Annotated in this window: 20 protein-coding genes and 1 tRNA gene; 13 read left to right on the top strand and 8 right to left on the bottom strand. The window is 41.9% G+C overall.

The features are described from left to right. Positions 1–178 precede the first annotated feature (178 nt). Complete coding sequence (locus F0361_RS05415) at positions 179–1,153, top strand: polyprenyl synthetase family protein (protein ID WP_154917531.1); 975 nt, start codon at positions 179–181, stop codon at positions 1,151–1,153. Between the two features lie 29 nt (positions 1,154–1,182). Here F0361_RS05415 and F0361_RS05410 read toward each other — a convergent pair whose 3' ends face one another. Then, positions 1,183–2,331: a lycopene cyclase family protein gene (locus F0361_RS05410; RefSeq protein ID WP_154917530.1), complete on the bottom strand. Its 1,149-nt coding sequence runs from the start codon at positions 2,329–2,331 to the stop codon at positions 1,183–1,185. A gap of 49 nt (positions 2,332–2,380) precedes the next feature. Next, positions 2,381–4,645 (bottom strand): TonB-dependent receptor, encoded by a 2,265-nt coding sequence (locus F0361_RS05405; protein WP_154917529.1) that lies wholly within the window; start codon positions 4,643–4,645, stop codon positions 2,381–2,383. Positions 4,646–4,747: 102 nt separating this feature from the next. Here F0361_RS05405 and F0361_RS05400 point away from each other — a divergent pair, with 102 nt between their 5' ends. The 3 genes from F0361_RS05400 (at position 4,748) to F0361_RS05390 (ending at position 6,789) form a co-directional block, all read left to right on the top strand. Then, the gene (locus F0361_RS05400) at positions 4,748–5,410 is read left to right on the top strand and encodes a metal-dependent transcriptional regulator (RefSeq protein WP_138256429.1); all 663 of its coding nucleotides are present in this window, start codon (positions 4,748–4,750) and stop codon (positions 5,408–5,410) included. Between the two features lie 10 nt (positions 5,411–5,420). Further along, positions 5,421–6,242, top strand: a complete 822-nt coding sequence (locus tag F0361_RS05395) for a ZIP family metal transporter (RefSeq protein ID WP_138256428.1) — start codon at positions 5,421–5,423, stop codon at positions 6,240–6,242. A gap of 109 nt (positions 6,243–6,351) precedes the next feature. Beyond that, positions 6,352–6,789: a hypothetical protein gene (locus tag F0361_RS05390; protein ID WP_154917528.1), complete on the top strand. Its 438-nt coding sequence runs from the start codon at positions 6,352–6,354 to the stop codon at positions 6,787–6,789. 4 nt (positions 6,790–6,793) lie between these two features. On the opposite strand, the gene F0361_RS05385 is transcribed toward F0361_RS05390, so the two are convergent. Continuing rightward, positions 6,794–7,192, bottom strand: coding sequence for a SusC/RagA family TonB-linked outer membrane protein (locus F0361_RS05385; RefSeq protein ID WP_154917527.1), 399 nt, complete (start codon positions 7,190–7,192; stop codon positions 6,794–6,796). A 93-nt stretch (positions 7,193–7,285) separates the two neighbouring features. Here F0361_RS05385 and F0361_RS05380 point away from each other — a divergent pair, with 93 nt between their 5' ends. Beyond that, positions 7,286–7,672 carry a DUF423 domain-containing protein gene (locus F0361_RS05380; RefSeq protein ID WP_154917526.1) on the top strand — a complete coding sequence of 129 codons (387 nt, stop codon included), beginning with the start codon at positions 7,286–7,288 and terminating at the stop codon, positions 7,670–7,672. 109 nt (positions 7,673–7,781) lie between these two features. On the opposite strand, the gene F0361_RS05375 is transcribed toward F0361_RS05380, so the two are convergent. From F0361_RS05375 to F0361_RS05360, 5 genes are all read right to left on the bottom strand, one after another. Then, entirely contained in the window at positions 7,782–9,299 is a 1,518-nt protein-coding gene (locus F0361_RS05375) for a carboxypeptidase-like regulatory domain-containing protein (RefSeq protein WP_154917525.1), read from the bottom strand. 120 nt (positions 9,300–9,419) lie between these two features. After that, positions 9,420–9,569, bottom strand: a complete 150-nt coding sequence (locus F0361_RS18775; RefSeq protein WP_162850203.1) for a hypothetical protein — start codon at positions 9,567–9,569, stop codon at positions 9,420–9,422. Continuing rightward, the gene (feoB, locus tag F0361_RS05370; RefSeq protein WP_154917524.1) at positions 9,569–11,788 is read right to left on the bottom strand and encodes a ferrous iron transport protein B; all 2,220 of its coding nucleotides are present in this window, start codon (positions 11,786–11,788) and stop codon (positions 9,569–9,571) included. Before feoB ends, F0361_RS18775 begins: the two co-directional genes overlap by 1 nt. Continuing rightward, positions 11,785–12,030 (bottom strand): FeoA family protein, encoded by a 246-nt coding sequence (locus tag F0361_RS05365; protein ID WP_138256422.1) that lies wholly within the window; start codon positions 12,028–12,030, stop codon positions 11,785–11,787. Before F0361_RS05365 ends, feoB begins: the two co-directional genes overlap by 4 nt. Before the next feature lie 271 nt (positions 12,031–12,301). Continuing rightward, positions 12,302–12,970: an SCO family protein gene (locus F0361_RS05360; RefSeq protein ID WP_138256421.1), complete on the bottom strand. Its 669-nt coding sequence runs from the start codon at positions 12,968–12,970 to the stop codon at positions 12,302–12,304. Between the two features lie 159 nt (positions 12,971–13,129). Here F0361_RS05360 and rseP point away from each other — a divergent pair, with 159 nt between their 5' ends. From rseP to F0361_RS05320, 8 genes are all read left to right on the top strand, one after another. Continuing rightward, positions 13,130–14,482 carry an RIP metalloprotease RseP gene (gene rseP / locus F0361_RS05355; protein ID WP_154917523.1) on the top strand — a complete coding sequence of 451 codons (1,353 nt, stop codon included), beginning with the start codon at positions 13,130–13,132 and terminating at the stop codon, positions 14,480–14,482. 80 nt (positions 14,483–14,562) lie between these two features. Beyond that, positions 14,563–14,636 (top strand) — tRNA-Asn (locus tag F0361_RS05350). 987 nt (positions 14,637–15,623) lie between these two features. Beyond that, positions 15,624–16,295 carry a DUF6617 family protein gene (locus F0361_RS05345; RefSeq protein WP_138256419.1) on the top strand — a complete coding sequence of 224 codons (672 nt, stop codon included), beginning with the start codon at positions 15,624–15,626 and terminating at the stop codon, positions 16,293–16,295. A 113-nt stretch (positions 16,296–16,408) separates the two neighbouring features. Continuing rightward, complete coding sequence (locus F0361_RS05340) at positions 16,409–16,699, top strand: helix-turn-helix transcriptional regulator (protein WP_138256418.1); 291 nt, start codon at positions 16,409–16,411, stop codon at positions 16,697–16,699. A gap of 266 nt (positions 16,700–16,965) precedes the next feature. Next, entirely contained in the window at positions 16,966–17,262 is a 297-nt protein-coding gene (gene mbpA, locus F0361_RS05335; protein WP_138256417.1) for a mobilization protein MbpA, read from the top strand. Then, complete coding sequence (locus tag F0361_RS05330; RefSeq protein WP_138256416.1) at positions 17,259–18,122, top strand: relaxase/mobilization nuclease domain-containing protein; 864 nt, start codon at positions 17,259–17,261, stop codon at positions 18,120–18,122. The genes mbpA and F0361_RS05330 overlap by 4 nt, the downstream gene beginning before the upstream one ends. Positions 18,123–18,126: 4 nt before the next feature. After that, positions 18,127–18,594: a DUF6730 family protein gene (locus tag F0361_RS05325; protein WP_138256415.1), complete on the top strand. Its 468-nt coding sequence runs from the start codon at positions 18,127–18,129 to the stop codon at positions 18,592–18,594. Between the two features lie 372 nt (positions 18,595–18,966). After that, a complete protein-coding gene (locus F0361_RS05320) occupies positions 18,967–20,106 on the top strand; it encodes a Fic family protein (protein ID WP_138256414.1) in 1,140 nt (379 codons plus the stop codon). Positions 20,107–20,349: the final 243 nt, after the last annotated feature.

The raw sequence follows: 20,349 nt of genomic DNA, 5'->3' as shown, positions 1-20,349 counted from the left end.
GTAAAAAAACTACAACAATTTTGTTTGACACTAAAACTTACTGCGGTTGCATTATCGAATTCATAATATCTCTATGTTTTACACTGGTTTAGAAAGTGTATTGTATAAACAAACCGAGGATGTTTTTATCAATTAATACATGTTTATAAGTTTAGCTATTTTTGAAAAAAAAAACTGCATGCAATCCATCGATTTTTATAGGTCGGAATTCATTTCTTATATGGAGTCCAAATTTGTGTTAAAGAAACCTGTAAATCTTTACGAACCCATCAATTATATTTTAAAATTAGGGGGGAAACGCCTTCGCCCAGTTTTGGCATTACTATCGGCCGAAATTTTTGACGGGTCCTATAAAAATGCCCTCGATGCCGCCCTGGCCATAGAAGTCTTCCATAATTTTTCCTTGGTACACGACGATATCATGGATGCCGCACCGGTGCGAAGGGGCCAGGCGACCGTACATGAAAAATGGGATACCAATACCGGGATATTATCGGGCGATGCCATGCTTATCTGTGCCTACCAACTTTTTGAAAATTATGCGCCGGATACGTTTCGGGATTTGGCAAAACTCTTCAGTACAACGGCCCTGCAGGTCTGCGAGGGGCAGCAGTACGATGTTGATTTTGAGTCCAGGGAAGATGTAAGGCTTCCGGAGTATTTAAGAATGATCGAATACAAAACGGCCGTTCTGGTCGCCGCCGCCATGAAAATGGGCGGTATCGTGGCGAATACCAGCCTACGGAACCAGGAACATATTTACAATTTTGGGTTGAACCTGGGCATCGCCTTTCAGCTTCAGGACGATTTTTTGGACGTATTTGGGGATCCTGAGACCTTTGGAAAACAGGTAGGAGGCGATATCATCGAGAATAAAAAGACAATTCTCTTCATTAAGGCCTTGGAATCCGGTTCAGGATCGATTAAAAAGGAACTTTTGGACCTGTATTCCATTCAGCCCGGGGACCCAACGGATAAAATCGAGGCCGTAAAGACCATATTCAGGGAGAGCGGAGCTGCGGAATCCACCCAAAATGCCATTGAATCCTTCACTCAAAAAGCCTTTCTTATTTTGAACGATTTGGATATAACCGATTCCAAAAAGGCCATTCTCAAACGGTTTGGAGAGAACCTGATGCGCCGTACGGTTTAATCCAAATTTTTCTATTGCATTTTCCGGGTTTAAAAAAGTCGTTTAAAGATTGCCTTGATGAAGGGTATGTTGGGGCATCCAGAGATAAATTGGAGCTCTTCCCCAAAACTCGTCTCTTCGTCCAGAAACTTGAAGATCAGTTCTGGTTTTCTTTTTTTGAACAGGCTGGTGAAAATTTCATGCCCTATCGCGTTATTGTTATAAAGCACGTCCAGAAGCAACAGATCGTAGAACCAAAATCGTTTTTTTTGCCCTAGGGCGTGTATAGTGTTGTCCGACTTCAAATTGGACACCAACAACGGAATTTTCTTGGAAGACCCCATAAAAGTGTAGCCTGTACTGGGTTTGGCCCATCCGCCCGCGGTTCCAATACGTGTAATCCTACCAGAATTGCGTTGGGTAAAATCATGGCAGGTCATGGGGATACTTCCCTGTTCCTGCTCCAGGATTTCGAAAGTATCGCATTGTAGATCGGTACGGATGTAGTCCCTAAGGGCCGCTTCATAGTCGGATTTTGGCAGCACCTCTTTGGAAAAGAGCGTGTACTCTACGAGGGCCTCGTCTTCCTTAAAAGGTAGTACGTACATAAACCGTGTATTTCCTTTTTGTGGAACGGAAAAATCCATGTACGTCGCCTTTTCCACCTCAAATACCGGCTTTTGGGTTTTAACGATCCATCCCACAAAGTGTTGTTGAAGCAGGGGGTATTTTTTATCGGCCTCCAGCATTTCATAATGAAACCGACTATCAAAAACCTGCTGGCACGTATATTGGTTTTCTTGGGTATGGACCGAAACCGAACTTTCCAATTCCTTTACTTCGATTACCGATTCTTGTTGAAAACGGATATTGGGATACCCCTCAAGTTTTTCAAAATAATGCGCGTAGAAATCGATGCCCCGTACCATTTTATAGGAGTAGGGGGCAATGTCATAGCTATTGGAAAAATCCTGCCCCTTGAAAATAATCTGCTTCCATTTTTTATACAAGATGTCATCAAATGCTCCATCGCCCTTTTCCCAAAAACACCAGGTACGATCGTTGCTCTTTTTGGCGTCCCTATCCAAAAGGAGGATGGACTTTTGGGCAAAAAACGAATCCTTGCCCAAGGCATCGGCCAAAAGTAGTCCAGAAGCACCTGCTCCAATGATGATGTAGTCGTAGTCCAATTTGGCCATACCCAAAAATAGGGATTTCCGTATCCAACTTTCAAAATTCTACTGGGTATTAATTTATCCGGTACCTCAGACCCAGAAATCCCCGTATGCCCTGATTGGGACCATAGACATACGAAGGGTCAAAGGTAAGGGCATTGGGATTGTTGGGTGTGGCAACGGGAATGCCGTTGGAATCGAACACCACCTCGCGGTCGAAGGGGTCGTTGGCACGGGCGATGATAAAGGGATTGCCTCGGTTTGGTGTCCAGTCCAACAAATTTTTAATTCCGCCATAGATTTCCATATCCTTAAGTCCCTTGTATGTAAATTGAACGTTCTGTATGCTCCAAAGTGGGGAATAATCGCTTCGTGGGTCCGTTTCGCCCAAGGTGGGAAGTCGCATAGGGCCATACAGATTTCCGGTATAGTCCACCGTTAGTTTTAAATTTTGAAACGTATAGCCCAAGTTCCAAGTGCCGGTGTAGCTTTCCGTAAGTATCTGCCTGGTTTTTATACTATTTTCCGTTTGGCTGACATCCTGAAACGTTGCACCGAGCAAAAACTTGAAACCACTGGGAAAGACCACATCCAAATTGGCACTTATACCTTTAGATTCCGAAAAACCGTCCAGATTGTCATAGATGATCTGGTTGGGATTGGTATCGTAATCAGGTAGGATGGCATTGCTGAATCGGGTATAGAAGGCCGATGCGTCCAAGCTTGCGAACGTACCATTGGAACCATATATCTTTTTAAGATAGTTCAGGTTCATGTTGACGGAACGTTCCGGTTCCAAGGCTTCCGTTACGATAACGTCCCGGGCGCCGGTCAATGCGGCATGGTCTTCCGTAAATAGATTCACTACCCGGAACCCCGTGCCCGCGTTCAGGCGTAGGATATCGTTATCCGTTATCTTAAACCGATAAGCGGTCCTAGGCGTGTAAATCGCCCCGTGCCGATTGTCATAATCGTATCGGAGTCCCACTAAAAGGGAATGTTTGTTGGCCAAGGCCACTTCGTCCTGTAGGAATAGGCTGGGAATCCAAACCTCGTCCGCAAGGGGTGTTGCCGGAGTATTGTCGTTGTAAAAATTGTATCGGAGGGACGTGCCCAGCAAAAGATCGTGCCTGCCCACTTTTTTGTCCCAGGTCATTTGGGCAAAGCCAATGCGCTGATCAGCCAAATACGGGGTATCCCCGTACACCGAATTCTGACTGTGGTCATTGTACGAAAAGGAGAACAACACTTTTTCCTCCAGGGGTAGCTGATATTTCCCCAAAACTTCCCATCGGCTGGTGTAGATACTCTCACCATATATTTCATCTCCTCCACGAAACTCCGGGGTCCATTGCAGCTCCCCGCCCCATCGGTCTTCATAAAAATAGCGGCCGGCCAGTGAAAATATTCGGTTATCCTTTCGTTGAAAACCCCACTTTTGGAATACGGAGATACGGTCCTGAATCGTTAAATCGGTAAAATTATCCCCGTTGTTATCCACCAGCTGATCAAAATTGAAATAGTTGAGGCCTAGTAGCACGTTCGCTTTTTTCCCTACGTCTATTTTGGCACCCACATCCAGATTGTATTCGCCCCATCCGGTCAAAAAGGTATCTGCGGCGAAATCCGGGGCTTCCAAATTGTTTTTGGTGATGATATTGATTAATCCCCCAACGGCCTCGCTACCATATAAACTGGAGGCAGGCCCTTTGACGATTTCGATCTGTTCGATCAGGGAGTTAGGGATTCCCATAAGGCCATAAACCGTTCCAAGGCCGCTTACAATGGGCATGCCATCGATCAACACCAGGGTATACGGACCTTCCAATCCGTTGATGTGGATATCACCCGTATTGCAGACATTACAGTTTATTTGCGGCCGAACCCCATTGACGTTCTGCAAGGCCTCGAAAATGTTTGCCGTTGGGTTTTGTTTCAAAAAAGTAGGACTATAGACCTCCACAGGAACCGGGCTTTCGGAACGGCTCACGGCTTTAAGGGTACCTGTAACCACCATTTCATCTAGATTTTCCGCCACTGGGGCCATTTCTATATCGAATACCAGTTGCTGGTTTTTTACAATTGAAATTCGTTGTTCAAAAGGGGCATATCCCATAATGGAGGCGATAAGGGTATACGTTCCGGCATCCACATTGTTAAGGGAATAATTCCCAGATTCATCGGTAGCACTTCCGATTTTGGTGTTTTTTAAATTGATGTTTGCAAAAGGAATCGCCTGCCCCTCAGATGAAACATGGCCCGATACAGTAGCTTCCTGTGTCCATGTCCTAAGACAAAACAACATTAGAAGAATACAGCAAACATATCTAATACACATAAGTCAAAATATTATTTTAACAATTACTAAAAATAAATTTAGACAAAACTAAATATTTGTTTTTGGATATAAAAATGTAATTTAGCAGGATATAAAAAAATAATGACCCTTTCAGAAGAAGATTATATAAAGACCATTTATCATTTGAGCGGAGGGCAGGAAGCTTCCATTTCCACGAACGCCATTGCGGACCAAATGGATACCAAACCATCTTCCGTAACGGATATGATCAAAAAACTATCCGAGAAGAACATGGTGAACTACAGGAAGTACAAAGGGGTTTCCTTAACGGAAAAGGGTAGGCTTACGGCGCTTTCCATTGTTAGAAAGCACCGGTTGTGGGAGGTCTTTTTGGTGGATAAACTGGATTTCGCATGGGACGAGGTCCATGAAGTAGCGGAGCAGTTGGAGCATATAAAAAGTGACAAGCTCATTGATAAATTGGATACCTATTTAGGAAACCCTAGGGTAGATCCGCACGGCGACCCTATTCCATCCAAAGATGGGGAGTTTAAAAAGTCGGTCAAAAAATTGGTCAGTGAACTTCCCGTTGGTTCCGAAGGTGTTTGTGTGGGGGTCAATGATTCCTCCGTCGCTTTTTTGAAATTTTTGGACAAGAACCAAATATCCTTGGGAGATACCTTAAAAATTGTGGAGCGGGAGGATTTTGATGGTTCCATGAGTATCCTGATTAACAAAAGGGAAATGAGGATATCGGACCAAATAGCCTCTAACCTCTATTTGGAAGTATTGGAAAAGAACTAAACGAACGTATATGGATGCTGTTATCACCTATTTTGAATCGATAAACCCTGTGTTGGCTGCCTTGTATGCCACCTTGTTCACATGGATTCTTACGGCGGCAGGAGCCTCCTTTGTCTTTCTTTTCAAGACCATGAACAGGGCCGTGCTGGACGGTATGCTTGGCTTTACTGGGGGCGTTATGGTCGCCGCCAGCTTTTGGAGCTTGTTGGCCCCGGGTATCGAAATGAGTCCGGGCGAGGGCTTTGTAAAAGTAATACCCGCCGCAGTGGGCTTTTTATTGGGGGCTGCATTTATTTTTGGTTTGGATAAAATTCTACCCCATTTGCATATCAATTTTAAGGAAAGCGAGGCCGAAGGTGTAAATACCCCTTGGCATAGGACAACCTTGCTCACCTTGGCCATTACCTTGCACAACATTCCAGAAGGATTGGCCGTGGGGGTATTGTTTGGGGGGGTTGCCGCGGGTTTTGAGGGCGCTTCCATTGGTGGGGCCGTCGCCCTTGCCTTGGGAATAGGGCTTCAAAATTTCCCGGAAGGTTTTGCAGTGGCCATGCCCTTGCGTAGGCACGGACTTAGTCGGACAAAGAGTTTTCTATTCGGACAGGCGTCCGCCATTGTAGAACCCATTGCGGGGGTTTTGGGTGCCTGGGCGGTACTTACGTTTCAACCCATTCTGCCCTACGCCCTTTCCTTTGCGGCAGGGGCCATGATATTCGTGGTCGTGGAAGAGGTTATCCCGGAAACGCAACAGGATAAATACACGGATATCGCAACCATGGGCTTTATAGGTGGCTTTATCATCATGATGACGCTGGATGTCGGGTTGGGATAAACCGATCTTTCAATAAGGGTGCAAAATAATTTTTCAGGAAATACGCAGTTATAGTTAGTGAACTTTCGTTGTGAGGAGCAGAACGTTCGTGATTCAATCAACATAGAGTATGGTATCGCAAAAAAGACATTGGTTTTGGAACTTGATTTTGGTCATCACCATCGTTCTGTGCGTCTCCGCCTTAACGGTTCACTATAAAAACTGGGTCAAGACCGCACCGGACCATATTCGGCTGCTTTCCGGGTTTTATGTGGAGAACGTAGCTTTCTCCGACTTGGACAGTGTGGTTTTCGTGGAGCGAATTCCGCCCATGATCCGTTTGAACGGATTTTCCGCCCTTGAGAAGGAAAAGGGCATCTTTCAGGAATTCAAGGATTCCTTGACGGATAAAAAAATCCATGTCTTTGTGGATAATATTTCCCAGCCCAAAATTAAATTGGTCTACAAGGATTCCCTAAAACTCTATTTCAACCTTAAGGATTCAACTGAAACGATTGAGTTGTTTAATGGTTTGCAAGAGAAATTAAATATTGGCAGGCCTAATTAACGCCTTATTGAAAGATAGTTATAATAATAACACCATTAGCTCCTTGGGTTCCATAGCTGGAAGTATCCGGACCGGAAAGTATTCTAATAGACTTAACGTTAAAACTATCCACGAGGTCGTTCACCGAGTAAAAGGAATTGCCCAAAATTTGTGAATTTACAATGTAAAGAGGTTCCGGACTTCCTTCAGAATTGAATGAATTTGCAGCTTTATTCAGAAGAGGTACGCCATTTCTAATTATGATGCCACTTTTTTTACGAATTCTGTCCAATAAAGGAATATCCGTGCGTTCACTTGATATGGTTTCATTTGAATAATTAGTGCTGGAGCTGTTTTTGGAGGTACCGCAGCTTATAATTACAATTAAAATGCTACAGAAAAGAAGGATGACTGTATGTTTCATGCAAGATTATTTCTTTAAAGATAGCCATTATTAAAAAAGACTTAAGTACCAATATACTTACTGGCAAAATACCGATATCTTTGAAATAAAGTTATGGTATTACTTTCTCAAATTATAGGTGCGCTTCTTGGATTATTGGGAATTATATTGGGGGCTTTTGGGGCCCATAAGTTAAAGAAATCCTTTTCTCAAGAGCAATTAGTGAGTTTTGAGACTGGGGTCAAATATCAAATGTACCATGCCTTTGTCCTCTTGATGATCGGGTTTAATTACAATCTGGAAACCAAGGCAGAGCAGTACATGGTGCTCAGTTTTATTTTGGGAACCATCCTATTTTCCTTCAGTATTTATGGCTTGTGCGTGAGCGCATCCAAAGGCAAGAGACTTAGATTTCTGGGATCTATAACCCCGCTTGGCGGCCTGTTGCTTGTCTTGGGGTGGGCATTGCTGTTTTATTCCTTTATAGATACGTTGATTTGATTATTGGAATTTCCTGACGGTTTTTCCTCCTGTGCCGTTCAGGCGGGCGCAGCGGTCTTGATTTTCATACCCCTATAACTTTCTTCGTAGTAGTTCAGGCGGTCGACAATCATTCGTTTTCAACCTGTGAGGTAAACTCCTTGATTGCCATATTGGGCTCCATAATGGTATAGCCTTTCCAAAATTCAGGGTCATAATTGGGCATGTATTGGGGCAGCACGTCGTTCTTTTCGGTAAATGCTTTGAACTGGGCCTCCGAGATAGATTCAGTATCGAACACCACCACTTCGTATTTGTTCCTACCATTAAAAGCGGCATCTATTTTCAAATGGAGTTCGTTCTGCTTCCTACGGCCTTTGACATTTTTGTTCTTCTCAATGATCTTCACCGGTCGTTTAAATCCAACCCGGTTTCCTTTTGTGATCTCGTAGTAGCGGAGACTGTAGGTTCCATCGTCATCCTTATCAAAAAGTATACTGCCCTTTGCCAGGTACTCATTTAGGGAAATGCCCAAGAGGTTGAATTTTCTCAGCGGCTCCACATTTTCAAAATCCATCTTTATAAGCGCAAAGTCATTGGCGTCTATATAGAGTTTCCCTTTAAATTCTTCTGATCGCTTCGGTTTAAAATCAATGACATATAATGGTTTGTCCCCAATGTAAGTGAAGTCCTCCAGGATTAGGTCGTATCGGTTGGACTTCCACAGTACGTTATAGTCCGTATCCTTAAAAATGGGCAGGTTGGTGTATAGGTTGGCCAAGGTGCTGCGTTTGTAGTTGGCGAAGAACTTTTTGCGCTCCGTTGTTTTTTCAAGTTCCTTGTTGAGCGATTCCACTTCACTGGAATCCACCTCCTGGTCAAAGAGTTCCTCGGCATCGACTTTGGTTCCGAACAGGCCTGATTTTACCTTGAAATAGCTATCGGTCTTTACGTTCTTTTTGATGATATCATTGAAACGTTCCTCCAGGTTTTCCAGGTCTAGTCGGCTTCTCTTATCATAGAGTTCAGAGGCCTTTATCAGGTTCAATTTTTGGGCATCGGTATCGTCGTTACCATATAGGTCGCCCAGCACCTCGGTATAATAGGTATCGTTTGATGGGATGGAATTTAGAACACTGTCCAAAAACTGTTTGTTCAAGGCCGGAATAGTGGATTCCTTGATGGTATAGTTAGATTTTTCAATGTAATTTCTGTACGATTCCCTGAGGAACAGGCGCTTTTTGGTAAAGTTGTTTTTATAATTTTTGCCGATGTTTTCTTCGACCAATTCCAGAATTTCCTCCGGCGTGTAGTCCTTGTTTGAAACGATCACTTCCTTGAGTTCTATGGCTTTTGGGCTCAAAAGGATAGCCTTGCCCGTAAATTGGTTCAAAGGCTTCCCTATGGATTCATAACCAATGCATGAAATGAAAAGTGAGTCCGTTTCTTTGATGCTTTCGGTCATCAAAAAACTGAATTTCCCTTCTTCATTGGTAATGACCCCATTTTTGTTCAGGATGATGGTAGCATAGGGCACAGGTTGTAAGGTGGTACTGTCCAGTACCGTGGAGCTTATGTTCTGTGAGAACAGTAAGGTGCTAAAGAGTAGGGTAAGACTAGAAATGGCAAAGGTCCGTGTTCTGTACATTGGATGATGGAATGGAGTACAAACTAACTAATCGAAATGAACAAAACCATGTCCTTTTGGATAGTATTGTGAAAGGTTTATTGATTTTTTAACAATGAAGCATATAGAGGGCGCTCCGTTTCAATGACAGCCACAATCGTCCTGTCCACAGGCTTTACTGGATTTTTTACCAACGGAAAACAGTCGTTTGGGCAACACAAATTTATAGGCGAGGTATCCAACCGAAATGAGTAGGGTTATATAGACCAATATGTGTTGTACTATTTCCATTACTTTAAGATTTGATAGGCGATCAGCGCTATAATATAGGCAAAAAGACTCATAAATACCAGCTGAAAGGTAGGCCATTTCCAAGAATTGGTTTCCCTTTTCACAATGGCTAGGGTACTCATGCATTGCATGGCGAAGGCGTAGAACAGCAATAGAGATATCCCCGATGCCAAATTGAACAAAGGTTCTTTGGTTACCGGATTCACTTCTGCCGCCATGCGGTTCTTTATGGTTTCCTCCTCGTCATTGCCTACACTGTAGATGGTGGCCAAGGTACCAACGAAAACTTCCCTGGCGGCAAAGGAGGTCAGAACGGCGATTCCTATTTTCCAATCATACCCCAAGGGTTCCACCACAGGCTCAATGGCCTTGCCCATATAGCCCATGTATGAATGTTCCAATTTGTAACTGGCTATTTCTTGATTTAGGGCCCTACCTTCCAAGGTGGATTCCATAGTTTGGATAGAGTCCTGTATTACGTTGGGATACATCCCGCTATCTACCAAGGATGCGCGGTACTGTTCCAGGTTGTTCTTGATGTAGGTTTCACTGTAGGTAGAATAGCCTTCTTGAGAAACTCGTTTTTCTATAATCGATTCGGCATTATTGAAATCATCGGAAAACCCATTGGAGCCCAAGAACCAAAGAATGATGGAAATGGCAAGGATGATTTTACCCGCTCCAAAGACAAAGCTCTTGGTCTTTTCCAAAACGGTATAGCCCACATTTTTCAATAGTGGCAGCTTATAATTAGGCAGTTCAATCACAAAAAACGATCTACTCTTGATCTTTAGAATTTTGTTAAGAGCCATGGCCGATACAATCGCGGCCACAAAGCCAAGAATATACAAGAGCATTAAGGTTAGTGCCTTAAAGCTTAGCCCAAGAAAATTTCCCTCCGGGATTACCAAGGCGATGATGATCAAGTACACTGGCAATCGCGCGGAACAGGTAGTAAAGGGCGTCACCAAAATGGTAATCAACCGTTCCTTCCAGTTTTCGATCGTCCTGGTGGCCATGACCGCGGGAATGGCGCAGGCAGTCCCAGAAATTAAGGGCACAACACTTTTTCCACTAAGGCCAAAGGGTCTCATAATACGGTCCATAAGGAACACCACCCTGCTCATATATCCTGTTTCTTCCAAAAGGGAGATGAACAGGAACAAAAAAGCGATCTGGGGGATAAAAATGACGATACCGCCAATGCCGGCGAGGACGCCTTCTGCAATAAGGTTGGTAAACACTCCTGGTGGTAAAGTATCCTTTACCCATTCCGTAGCCGAGGCAAAAAAACCATCTATCATATCCATGGGGTATTCGCTCCAACCATAGATGGCTTGGAAGATGGTGAGAAGAATAATGAAGAAGATGAGATATCCAAAAACCTTATGGGTCAGGATTTTGTCCAAGGTAGCCCTAAAACCTTTGGCGGCGTTCCTATCTACCTTGTAGGTCTCCTTTAAAATGCCATTGATGAACTGATACCTTAGGATGGTTTCCTTTTGCTGCAACCTTTTTAATTCGGATTTCGTCTTTGTGCTAAAGGAAGATGCGTCCTTTATAAGCTTTTTCTCTATGGGCATGAAATTGACGTCCTGGGTAATGACCAGCCACAATTTATAGATGTCCTCCTTGGGGAAGGTTTTTTTAAGCTTGTCAAAATACTCCGGGTCAATTACGGTTGTGTCCACATTGGGTGTCTTGGAAAGACTTTTATAATCCGCAATAAGTTCCTTTAACTGTTCTATGCCCAAACCTTTTCGGGTACTCACAAGGGCTATCCTTGCATTGAGTTTTTCCTCTAAAAGGGGAATGTCTATACTGATACCTTTTCGGGCCATACGATCGGCCATGTTGATGACCAAAATAGCGGGAATCTTCAGGTCCTTGATCTGGGTAAAAAGCAGCAGGTTCCGTTTGAGGTTTTCTACATCGGATATAACAAGGGCCACATCCGGATGGTCCTTATCGTTCTTGTTGAGAAGCAGTTCAACGGCAACGCTCTCGTCCAAGGAAGTAGTGTTCAAACTGTAGGTGCCCGGTAAGTCAATGATGTGTGCACGTACGCCCCTGGGCAGTTTGCAGATGCCTTCCTTTTTTTCGACCGTGATACCAGGGTAGTTCCCTACCTTTTGGTTGAGTCCGGTCAATTGATTGAAAACGGAGGTCTTTCCTGTATTGGGATTTCCAATGAGCGCTACGTTGATCTGTTTGCTCATGGCTGCCTATCTTCCTCAATGATCTCCAAAGCGATCTGTTCCGCAATTATGCGCCTAATGGCAATATGGGAGCCGTTGACATTGATATAGATGGGGTCTTTTAGGGGAGCTACCTGTACCAGTTCCACTTCGTTACCGGGCAAGCAACCTAATTCCAGTAACTTAATGGGCAACAAATCCTCCGTGAACTCCTTGATAATCCCTTTTTGACCTCGCTTTAAGCGTGCAACCGTTGTCTCCAATTCTTATTTAGATTCAGTATAATTAAGCAAAAATAAGGTAAATTTTAGGATAAGCAAGTATTAAGAGCCTGTTTAAATTTCCATCCATTTTTTTTCTATGCACCTTTTTGCGAATAATTTGGTTAAAATCTCATCAAGTAGCGCTGCTATTATCTTCGATTTTGCCTTATTCTGCCCCAAAAATGGGCTGTACAAAAAATCAATCATACAAATTTTAAAAGGCTCTAAGGGCGATATATCTTTAAGGGAATTATCGAACAAGGTTTTAAGTCTACTCCTTGTAACTGGATTTTAGCACTTGCAGGTCTTCCAATAACCTTTCTACTTCTTCGACCTTGGTACCGTCATAAAACCCGCGTATACGCTTTTTCTTGTCCACCAGGATAAAATTTTCCGTATGGATCATGTCAAAAGGGCCGCCGTCTCCATCCGTCTTAACGGCCAAATAGGATTTGCGTGCCAGTTCATAGATTTGCTTTTTATCGCCCGTTACCAAATTCCATTTGGAATCGTCCACGCCTTTTTCAAGGGCGTACTTTTTTAGCTGTGCCACGGAATCTATCTGAGGAGTAACGGAGTGCGAAAGCAACAGGACATCATCACCGATTTTGTCCTGGATGGACGCCATGTTCTTGGTCATGATCGGGCAAATGGTAGGGCAGGTGGTAAAGAAAAAATCGGCTATATAAATCTTATCCTTGTAATCCTCTTGGGTGATGGTGTCCCCGTTTTGGTTTACCAGGGCGAAGTCTGCAATGGTATGGTATTTTCTAACATGCTGTATTTCGGCTGCCACCAATTCACTGTTCACCATGGCAGGGGTGTAGACAGGGAGGATTTTTTTGGGCTGTAAGGCGTTATAAAATAGGTAAATGATGACCCCCGAAACGAAAAGCATCACCACGCCAAAAATCTTGAACTTACTAAAAAAGGAGCCCATATTTTTTTGTGCAAAGGTACGCCAGCACGGGATTCCGTTCAAATTTTTAGCCCCTATTGAAGCCAAAATATTCTTAAAATGGAGGGTGTATACCGAGTTTCTTTTTTTTAGACCTCGTAAAACTGTACTTTTGTCCGATTTAATTTTTAGAAGACGTAAATGAGCCCCATCGCTATAAAGACTATCCAATTTTTTTTAAGCCTTTCCTTGTTGATCGTACTTCATGAACTTGGACATTTTATACCCGCCAAATTGTTCAAGACACGGGTAGAGAAATTTTACCTCTTTTTTGATGTTAAGTTTTCCCTTTTCAAAAAGAAAATAGGGGAGACCGTTTATGGCATTGGGTGGCTTCCGTTGGGAGGCTATGTAAAAATCGCCGGTATGATTGACGAAAGTATGGATACCGATGCGATGAAGGAAGAACCCAAACCTTGGGAATTTCGTAGCAAACCGGCCTGGCAACGTTTGATCATTATGTTGGGCGGGGTAACCGTGAATTTTATTCTAGCGGTTATTATTTACATAGGCATGGCCTATTCCTATGGCGAGGAGTACATTCCTGCCGATAGTTTAAAGGACGGTTTTTTGGTGACCGAAAAGCATATTGGCGATGAATTAGGGATTCAGACTGGGGATTTGATTACCGCTGTGGATGGGGAAAAAGTGGAGAAGTTCAGTTCCCTTCCTTTGGAAATCATCAATGGCAATACCATTACCATACAAAGGGATGGAAGGACCTTTGACCAGGAAATTCCGGTTGACTTTATCGCTACCTTATTGGAAGACGAGGACAAGGCCAGGTTTTTAAGTTTACGAACGCCATTTGTGATTCGCGATGTGTCAGAGGATTCTCCCAACACCGACATCGGTCTTCAAAAGAATGATGCCATTGTGGCCATCAATGGAAACGAAGTGGCCTACCAAGATGAAGTGGCGCCCTATTTGGAAGAAAACAAAGGCGGCACGATACAGCTCACTGTTAAGCGTGGGGATAGAACTTTCCCAGTGGAGGCAAAGGTTACGGAAGATGGAAAACTGGGGGTTATGTTGGGCCTAGATACCTATGAGGACTATGCCAACATGGGGTATTTTAAAATTGAAAGAATAAAGTATTCCTTTCTAGAATCCATTCCCGCGGGTATTGAAAAAGGAGTGAGTACCCTTAGCGGTTATGTAAAGCAGATGAAGAAAATATTCAACCCTTCTACGGGAGCCTACAAGGGAGTTGGTGGTTTTGCGGCCATTGGAGGCCTCTTCCCCGATGGTTGGGACTGGCCCGCTTTTTGGAGCGCCACGGCCTTTATTTCCATCATTCTGGCCTTTATGAATATACTGCCCATTCCCGCATTGGATGGAGGACACGTCATATTTTTATTGTACGAAATGATTACAGGCAGAAAGCCGAGCGACAAGTTTTTGGAATATGCCCAAATGACCGGATTCTTTCTGCTGATTGCACTATTGTTGTTCGCCAATGGGAACGATTTGTACAAATGGTTGTTTAAATAGAAAAACAACTTTTTTTTGTTTGGCAAAGTTTAAAAAACATTTATATTTGCACCCGCTTTAAAGGATAAAGTACGGTATTTTCCTCCTTAGCTCAGTTGGTTAGAGCATCTGACTGTTAATCAGAGGGTCCTTGGTTCGAGCCCAAGAGGAGGAGCTTAACAATAGCAAGCCATTCAAGAGATTGAATGGTTTTCTTGTTTTTAGCGGGTACAACATAGGTACAACATTTTTGATGTAATGGATTACGGAATGTTTATGTACTTATTAACGCGATAATTATTAATCTCTTTCGTATTAACTTATAATTCTATACTTAACCTTTTCCCATAAAAACTTTTCTAATTTCCTATGGGTAGGGTTGAGGGACGAAAAATATTAATTGCTACTTTTTTCATAAGTTTAAGCAAATCCTATCGATATCCTGTTGCCCTGTGCGGCTCCGTGGCTCTTTTGCTAGGATTTTTTTCATCATGCTGAAAAGTAATAGTTGCCCCTCGTGGCCATTCCCAAAGACCGGAAGCATAGACTCAAAGTCAGATTAAAAATTCCTTTATTCATGCCAAGTGTATTGTTTTCTAAGAAATTCATCGGTCGCTACGCTCGGTCAGGTTCTTTAATTTTAAGGATTATTCCGTTGTGGAAACATTTAAGCCGCCTCGTCTTCCAATGCGGGGCATTTTTTTTGCTTCATTGTTTCAGCGAGTCTAAACCAATAGAAATCGCCGAGCTAAAACATTTAAAGCGTCCTTTGCGGGCCGCTTTTTTCATTTACTTTTATTTGGGGAAAGGTTTCTCATAAGAGAATTCCTAAGATGCTATGTTTGGATAAAAATTCCTTATTGAAAAGTTTAATTTCTAAAAAAATATTGAGGCCTTGTCAATCTCCGGAAGTCGGCCAGACCATACAATCCAATTATTCCATGCGGACACGCTGAGCCGGTCCGCAACGGTCGTCTTTCCGCTGCAGGTTGCCTGACCTCCTCGGTCGGCTCGAAAGAACAAGCGGCTTAGAACGCCCCTTGACCTTTCCTTTCCCTTGCCACAAAAAAAAGGGTACTTCTGTCCAATTTATAACTCAGGTTATCGAAAATGAAAAACGACATAAGTTCTTTTAACTATCTTGAAATCAATCTATAGCATAGTGAATCGGATAATAAACCATATCGCCAATTGGCTCATGGCCTTTAATGATAAGAAAATGAAGGTCCGTGAGGACTTTAATTCCTATATGAAAAGGGGTAATAACCTTATTATATTTGGGCTGGTTCTTTTTGGGATATATTTTCTGTATATGGCATTCGACCTATACAGGGATTATGGGAAAATCTGGTTGGCATCCTTTCCTATAATTTTATTTGGTATTGCTGTATTCGTTGCTTTAATTAAAAATGCCTATAGGGACAAACTGAAAAACCGCCAAAGGAATTCTTCTATACGACTTGTTGGTTTTAATATGGATTTCAATCAACCTATTCTTGCCCAAATATATAGTTCCTTGATTCGGTATGAATTTTTGGACGAAAACCTGAATCGGTTTGAAGACTTCTATAATGTAATGATATTCGATTTTGATGAACATGAATCCGTACTACATTTCAATTGCACGCAAGCCGAGTTGAAATTCATTCTTGAAAAATTTAAGGTCTTCAAGCGAGGACTACATCTCTCCACTTTTGAACGCTCTGGGAAAATCTACAATAAAGGCGAATTGATTTCGGCTAAAAAACTATCTAAAAGTTATAATAAAAACCCGGTAACTCGAGAAACGGAAGATCTTATAGATTCGTTTTTTGGCTTTTTGGGGGATAATTAAATAATTTTTGGGGGGTATATCCTCTTTTTCCCTTTGCATCGGCTTTCACCTGTTTTCTTTGTCTCGATGATTTGTAATACGAACCGGCCTTGGTAGGCCTTAAAACCGAGAACATGGAAAAGGATGAAAACATGGTGGAACTCTTAAGGGATATCAAAGGGTTGTTGTCCCAACAGAAAAAGATAATGACTGTGGATGACCTTTCCAGATATACTGGATTGTCCAAAAGTAAAATCTACAAACTTACCCAACAGCGCTTGATTCCCACGGGAGGGAATAAGCATATACGACAAAAATTCTTTGATAAGGATACCATTGACGCATGGCTCATGGGAGCACCCAACATTTCTGATGATTTTTTGGAAATGGAGTTTGACAGACAGCTATTAAAAAATAGGAAGTGATTATTGAAAAATGCGAATTTATTACTGCATCTAACTATTGAAAGGTTTGTGGATAGGGAGAAAAAAGAGAAGTGGGAAGATTCCTTCAATGATTCGTCTGAGTGAGAATTCAAGATGTGTCATTGTCATGACAAATCTTGCTTTTGCTCCCGCCGGTCGCAAAAGAAAAGGAACTGGCAATCAGGTTTTGGATATATTTTTTAAAGTAGCGTATTCATTGGGATCATTTTAAAAATACAAAGCATCAATACGTAGAAACACCAAAGGTGAAAAAGGAATTCGTACAATTTAGATGTTCCATTTATGAGAAGAAACTGCTTAGGGTCAAGGCGGACAGGAGCGGACTTTCAATAAGTGAATATTGCAGACGTGCCGCTTTTGATGATCGTATCATTGAGCGATTGACACAGGAACAAATAGCGTTGTATAAAATGCTCACCCGTTATGAAACCAACTTTAAACGCATTGGCAATATGTACCGGAAACGCAACCCAAGATTGTCTGAAGAAGTGATAAAGTTGTCAAACGAGATACGTACCCACCTTTTGAGTTTTAGAAAATGATAGGCTTGGGAAAATCCATATCACATACTAAAGTTTCCATAAGTTATGGATGGAATCAGGAAAAGGAAGCCGTAGTGGTCTACAGGCAACATCTTTCCGGAGAGACCCCCATGGAGATTACCCAGGAGTTCAAAATCATACAATCCCAAAACCAGAAATGCAAAAGGAATACTTTGAGTTTTGTATTGAGTCCCACCATAGAAGATGGTAGGGAATTAAAATCAACAGAATTAAAGAAAATAACCGAACGGTTCGTTCAAGAAATGGGATTACACGAACAACAAGCAATTGCATTTGTGCACCGAAATAGGAGCCACATCCATATTCATTTATATGTGAACCGTATAAATTTTGAGGGAAATGCTTATAAGGACAACTACATTGGAAAACGGAGCCAACTCGCTGCCGAAAAAGTGGCCAGGCAACTGGGAATGACAACCGTCAGGGAGGTTCAACAACAAGAACTGAACATGGTTAAGGATGTACGGGCGGAAATAAAACAGATCCATGAACAAGTAATGTCGGAAATGGGACCAAGGGATTTTGACCAGTATATCATATATATGAAACAGCGGGATGTGGAAGTGGTTCCGAGCATCAACAAACATAACCAACTTCAAGGATTTCGTTTCGAGCATAAAAGAGAAAACCTAAAAGGCAGCCATGTACACCGCTCCATGTCCATTAGGAAAATAGCCGAGCAGATCGGTTTCGACCAAAGGGAGGTGCAACAGATTGTGAATGACAATTCGATGTACCTACTCGGAAAGACCGTAAGGGTATCGTCAAATTTGGCTATGGCCCTCGCAAAGAAGGTCATCAAATTGACCGTGAAAAAATCAATTGGACTAGGAATGTAATACTATGACAAAGTTGGACGAAATCATGGAAGTGCTTACCCAAGAAATATCCGGGTTCACTAATTCCATTGCCAAACTTGAGGAACTTTCAGAAAAGCTTAAAAACCTGAAATTAGAAACGGATACCTCTAGGTTGGAATCAAGGATAAACGATTTTTTAAGATGGCAGAGGAGTTCGGTCGAGTCCTATGAAAATCGAATGGAAGAAGTATTGAAAACGATAGAGAAATCGAGATGGGCTCCTAAATGGGAAAATGCCCTGCTTTATATTGCGATTAGTTTCAATGCTATGGCTTTTGCTTACTTGGGATATTATTTTATCAATTACGAGTTAAAGGTGCGTGATTCTATTAAAATGGCCCGAGAAGAGGGGCATGGCAATGCAAGAGATTATTTCAGGGAACATCCTATAATTCTTAAAGATTTTGAAAAATGGTCAAAAAAAAGGGATAGCATCCCTAATCGAGAGTAGGGGTGCACCATTTTGAATTTCTCTTGCGTATTTATCTTTGCGCACGCCAAAGAAATCCCTTACTCCCATACTTATTGGGGCTGAACAAAGTTTGAGGTAGGATTTGGGACGGACTTCCCCTAAAAGAATATATTATCGAATGTAGAATTCTTGAGTTTATTCGTTCAGTAGGAATTTATACCCTAACGTACATTTTCATGGCTAAGATGAGAAAGTAAAAACATTCAAAATGTAACGATTTTTCCGGTGAAAATACTTTAACAGCAAATCCACTATTTAAGAAAAACAGTTTAAAAATTAAATAACAATTAGATTGATTAAGAAAAAAGCTATTTTTGTTAAATAGTAACTTTGTAATTGAAGGGAGTATACATGAAAACATTCAAAGCGGGCAAATCAATAAGTCAAGGATATTATAAAAGCTTCCAGCCCAATCCAATCAATAAGGAGTGGCTAGTGGATGATATGGAAGTGCTTTCGCTTTTAAGTAAGGCAGATCGTCATTTAGGCCGACTGGATATGTATTCGGAATATGTCAATATTGAGTTATTCATTAGCATGCACATTGCCAAAGAAGCTACCCAGTCCTCAAAAATAGAGGGCACACAAACGAATATGGAAGAAGCCTTTTTGAATGAAGACGAAATTTCGGTCGAAAAGCGGGATGATTGGGAAGAGGTGCAAAACTACATTGCTGCAATGAACGAGGCGGTGAAAATGCTTCACAGATTGCCTTTTTCATCAAGGCTTATAAAACAAACCCACAAGATTCTTTTGCAAGGTGTACGGGGACAAAATAAATTACCAGGCGAATATAGGACCAGCCAAAATTGGATCGGGGGAGCTACAATAAACGATGCCGTATTCATTCCACCCGTTCATACATCTATCAATGAATTGATTTCCGATATAGAGAAATTTGCAAATGATGAACTGAACCATCTTCCCGACCTCTTAAAAATTGCTCTTATTCACTATCAGTTTGAGACTATTCACCCCTTTTTGGATGGTAACGGTAGGGTAGGTAGGTTATTGATTACCCTGTACCTAGTAAGTAAAGGAATTTTAAAACAGCCCATTCTTTACCTTTCCGATTTTTTTGAAAAAAACAGGACACTTTACTACGACAATTTAATGCGGGTTAGAACCCATAATGACCTTTCCCAATGGTTTAAATTTTTCCTTTCCGGTGTCATTGAAACTGCCAAATCTGGTGTAACGACCTTCGATAGCATTATGCAATTGCAAAAAACGCTTGAAATCAAACTGAAAACTTTAGGAGGTAGAGGTGTAGATGCCCGTAAGGTGATTGAGAGCCTCTATACCCGTCCGGTCATAGATGTACATAGGGTGGAAAGTATCATTGAAAAATCCAATGTTTCTGCCTACAAGCTCATAAAATCCATGGAAGAGTTGGAAATTCTACATGAAATAACCGGGTCGCAAAGGGACAGGCTTTATATTTTTAAGGATTATATCGATTTGTTCAAGGGAAACCCATTACCAAGGTGACAGTCTTTAATAAAATGGAGGTTCTGTGTTTGAATTCATAACTAAATTCGTCAACTCTCCTGATAACCTTTTTATTCGGCATAGATGGTAAAGGGTCACGATTCGTTTTGTTCATGGGTTAAAATCACTATGTACAACTTTATTTCATTCGCCAACTTTAGATTTTTTAGCCTTAAAGAACTGTGACAAAAATTTAATCGGATACATTTGTCCGAATTAAAAATTTCCTTATCTTTGTGTTCA

Source organism: Maribacter flavus, from assembly GCF_008386635.1.
In the GTDB taxonomy this organism is placed as follows: Bacteria; Bacteroidota; Bacteroidia; order Flavobacteriales; family Flavobacteriaceae; genus Maribacter; species Maribacter flavus.
This window is presented reverse-complemented; position numbering and strand designations above follow the sequence as displayed.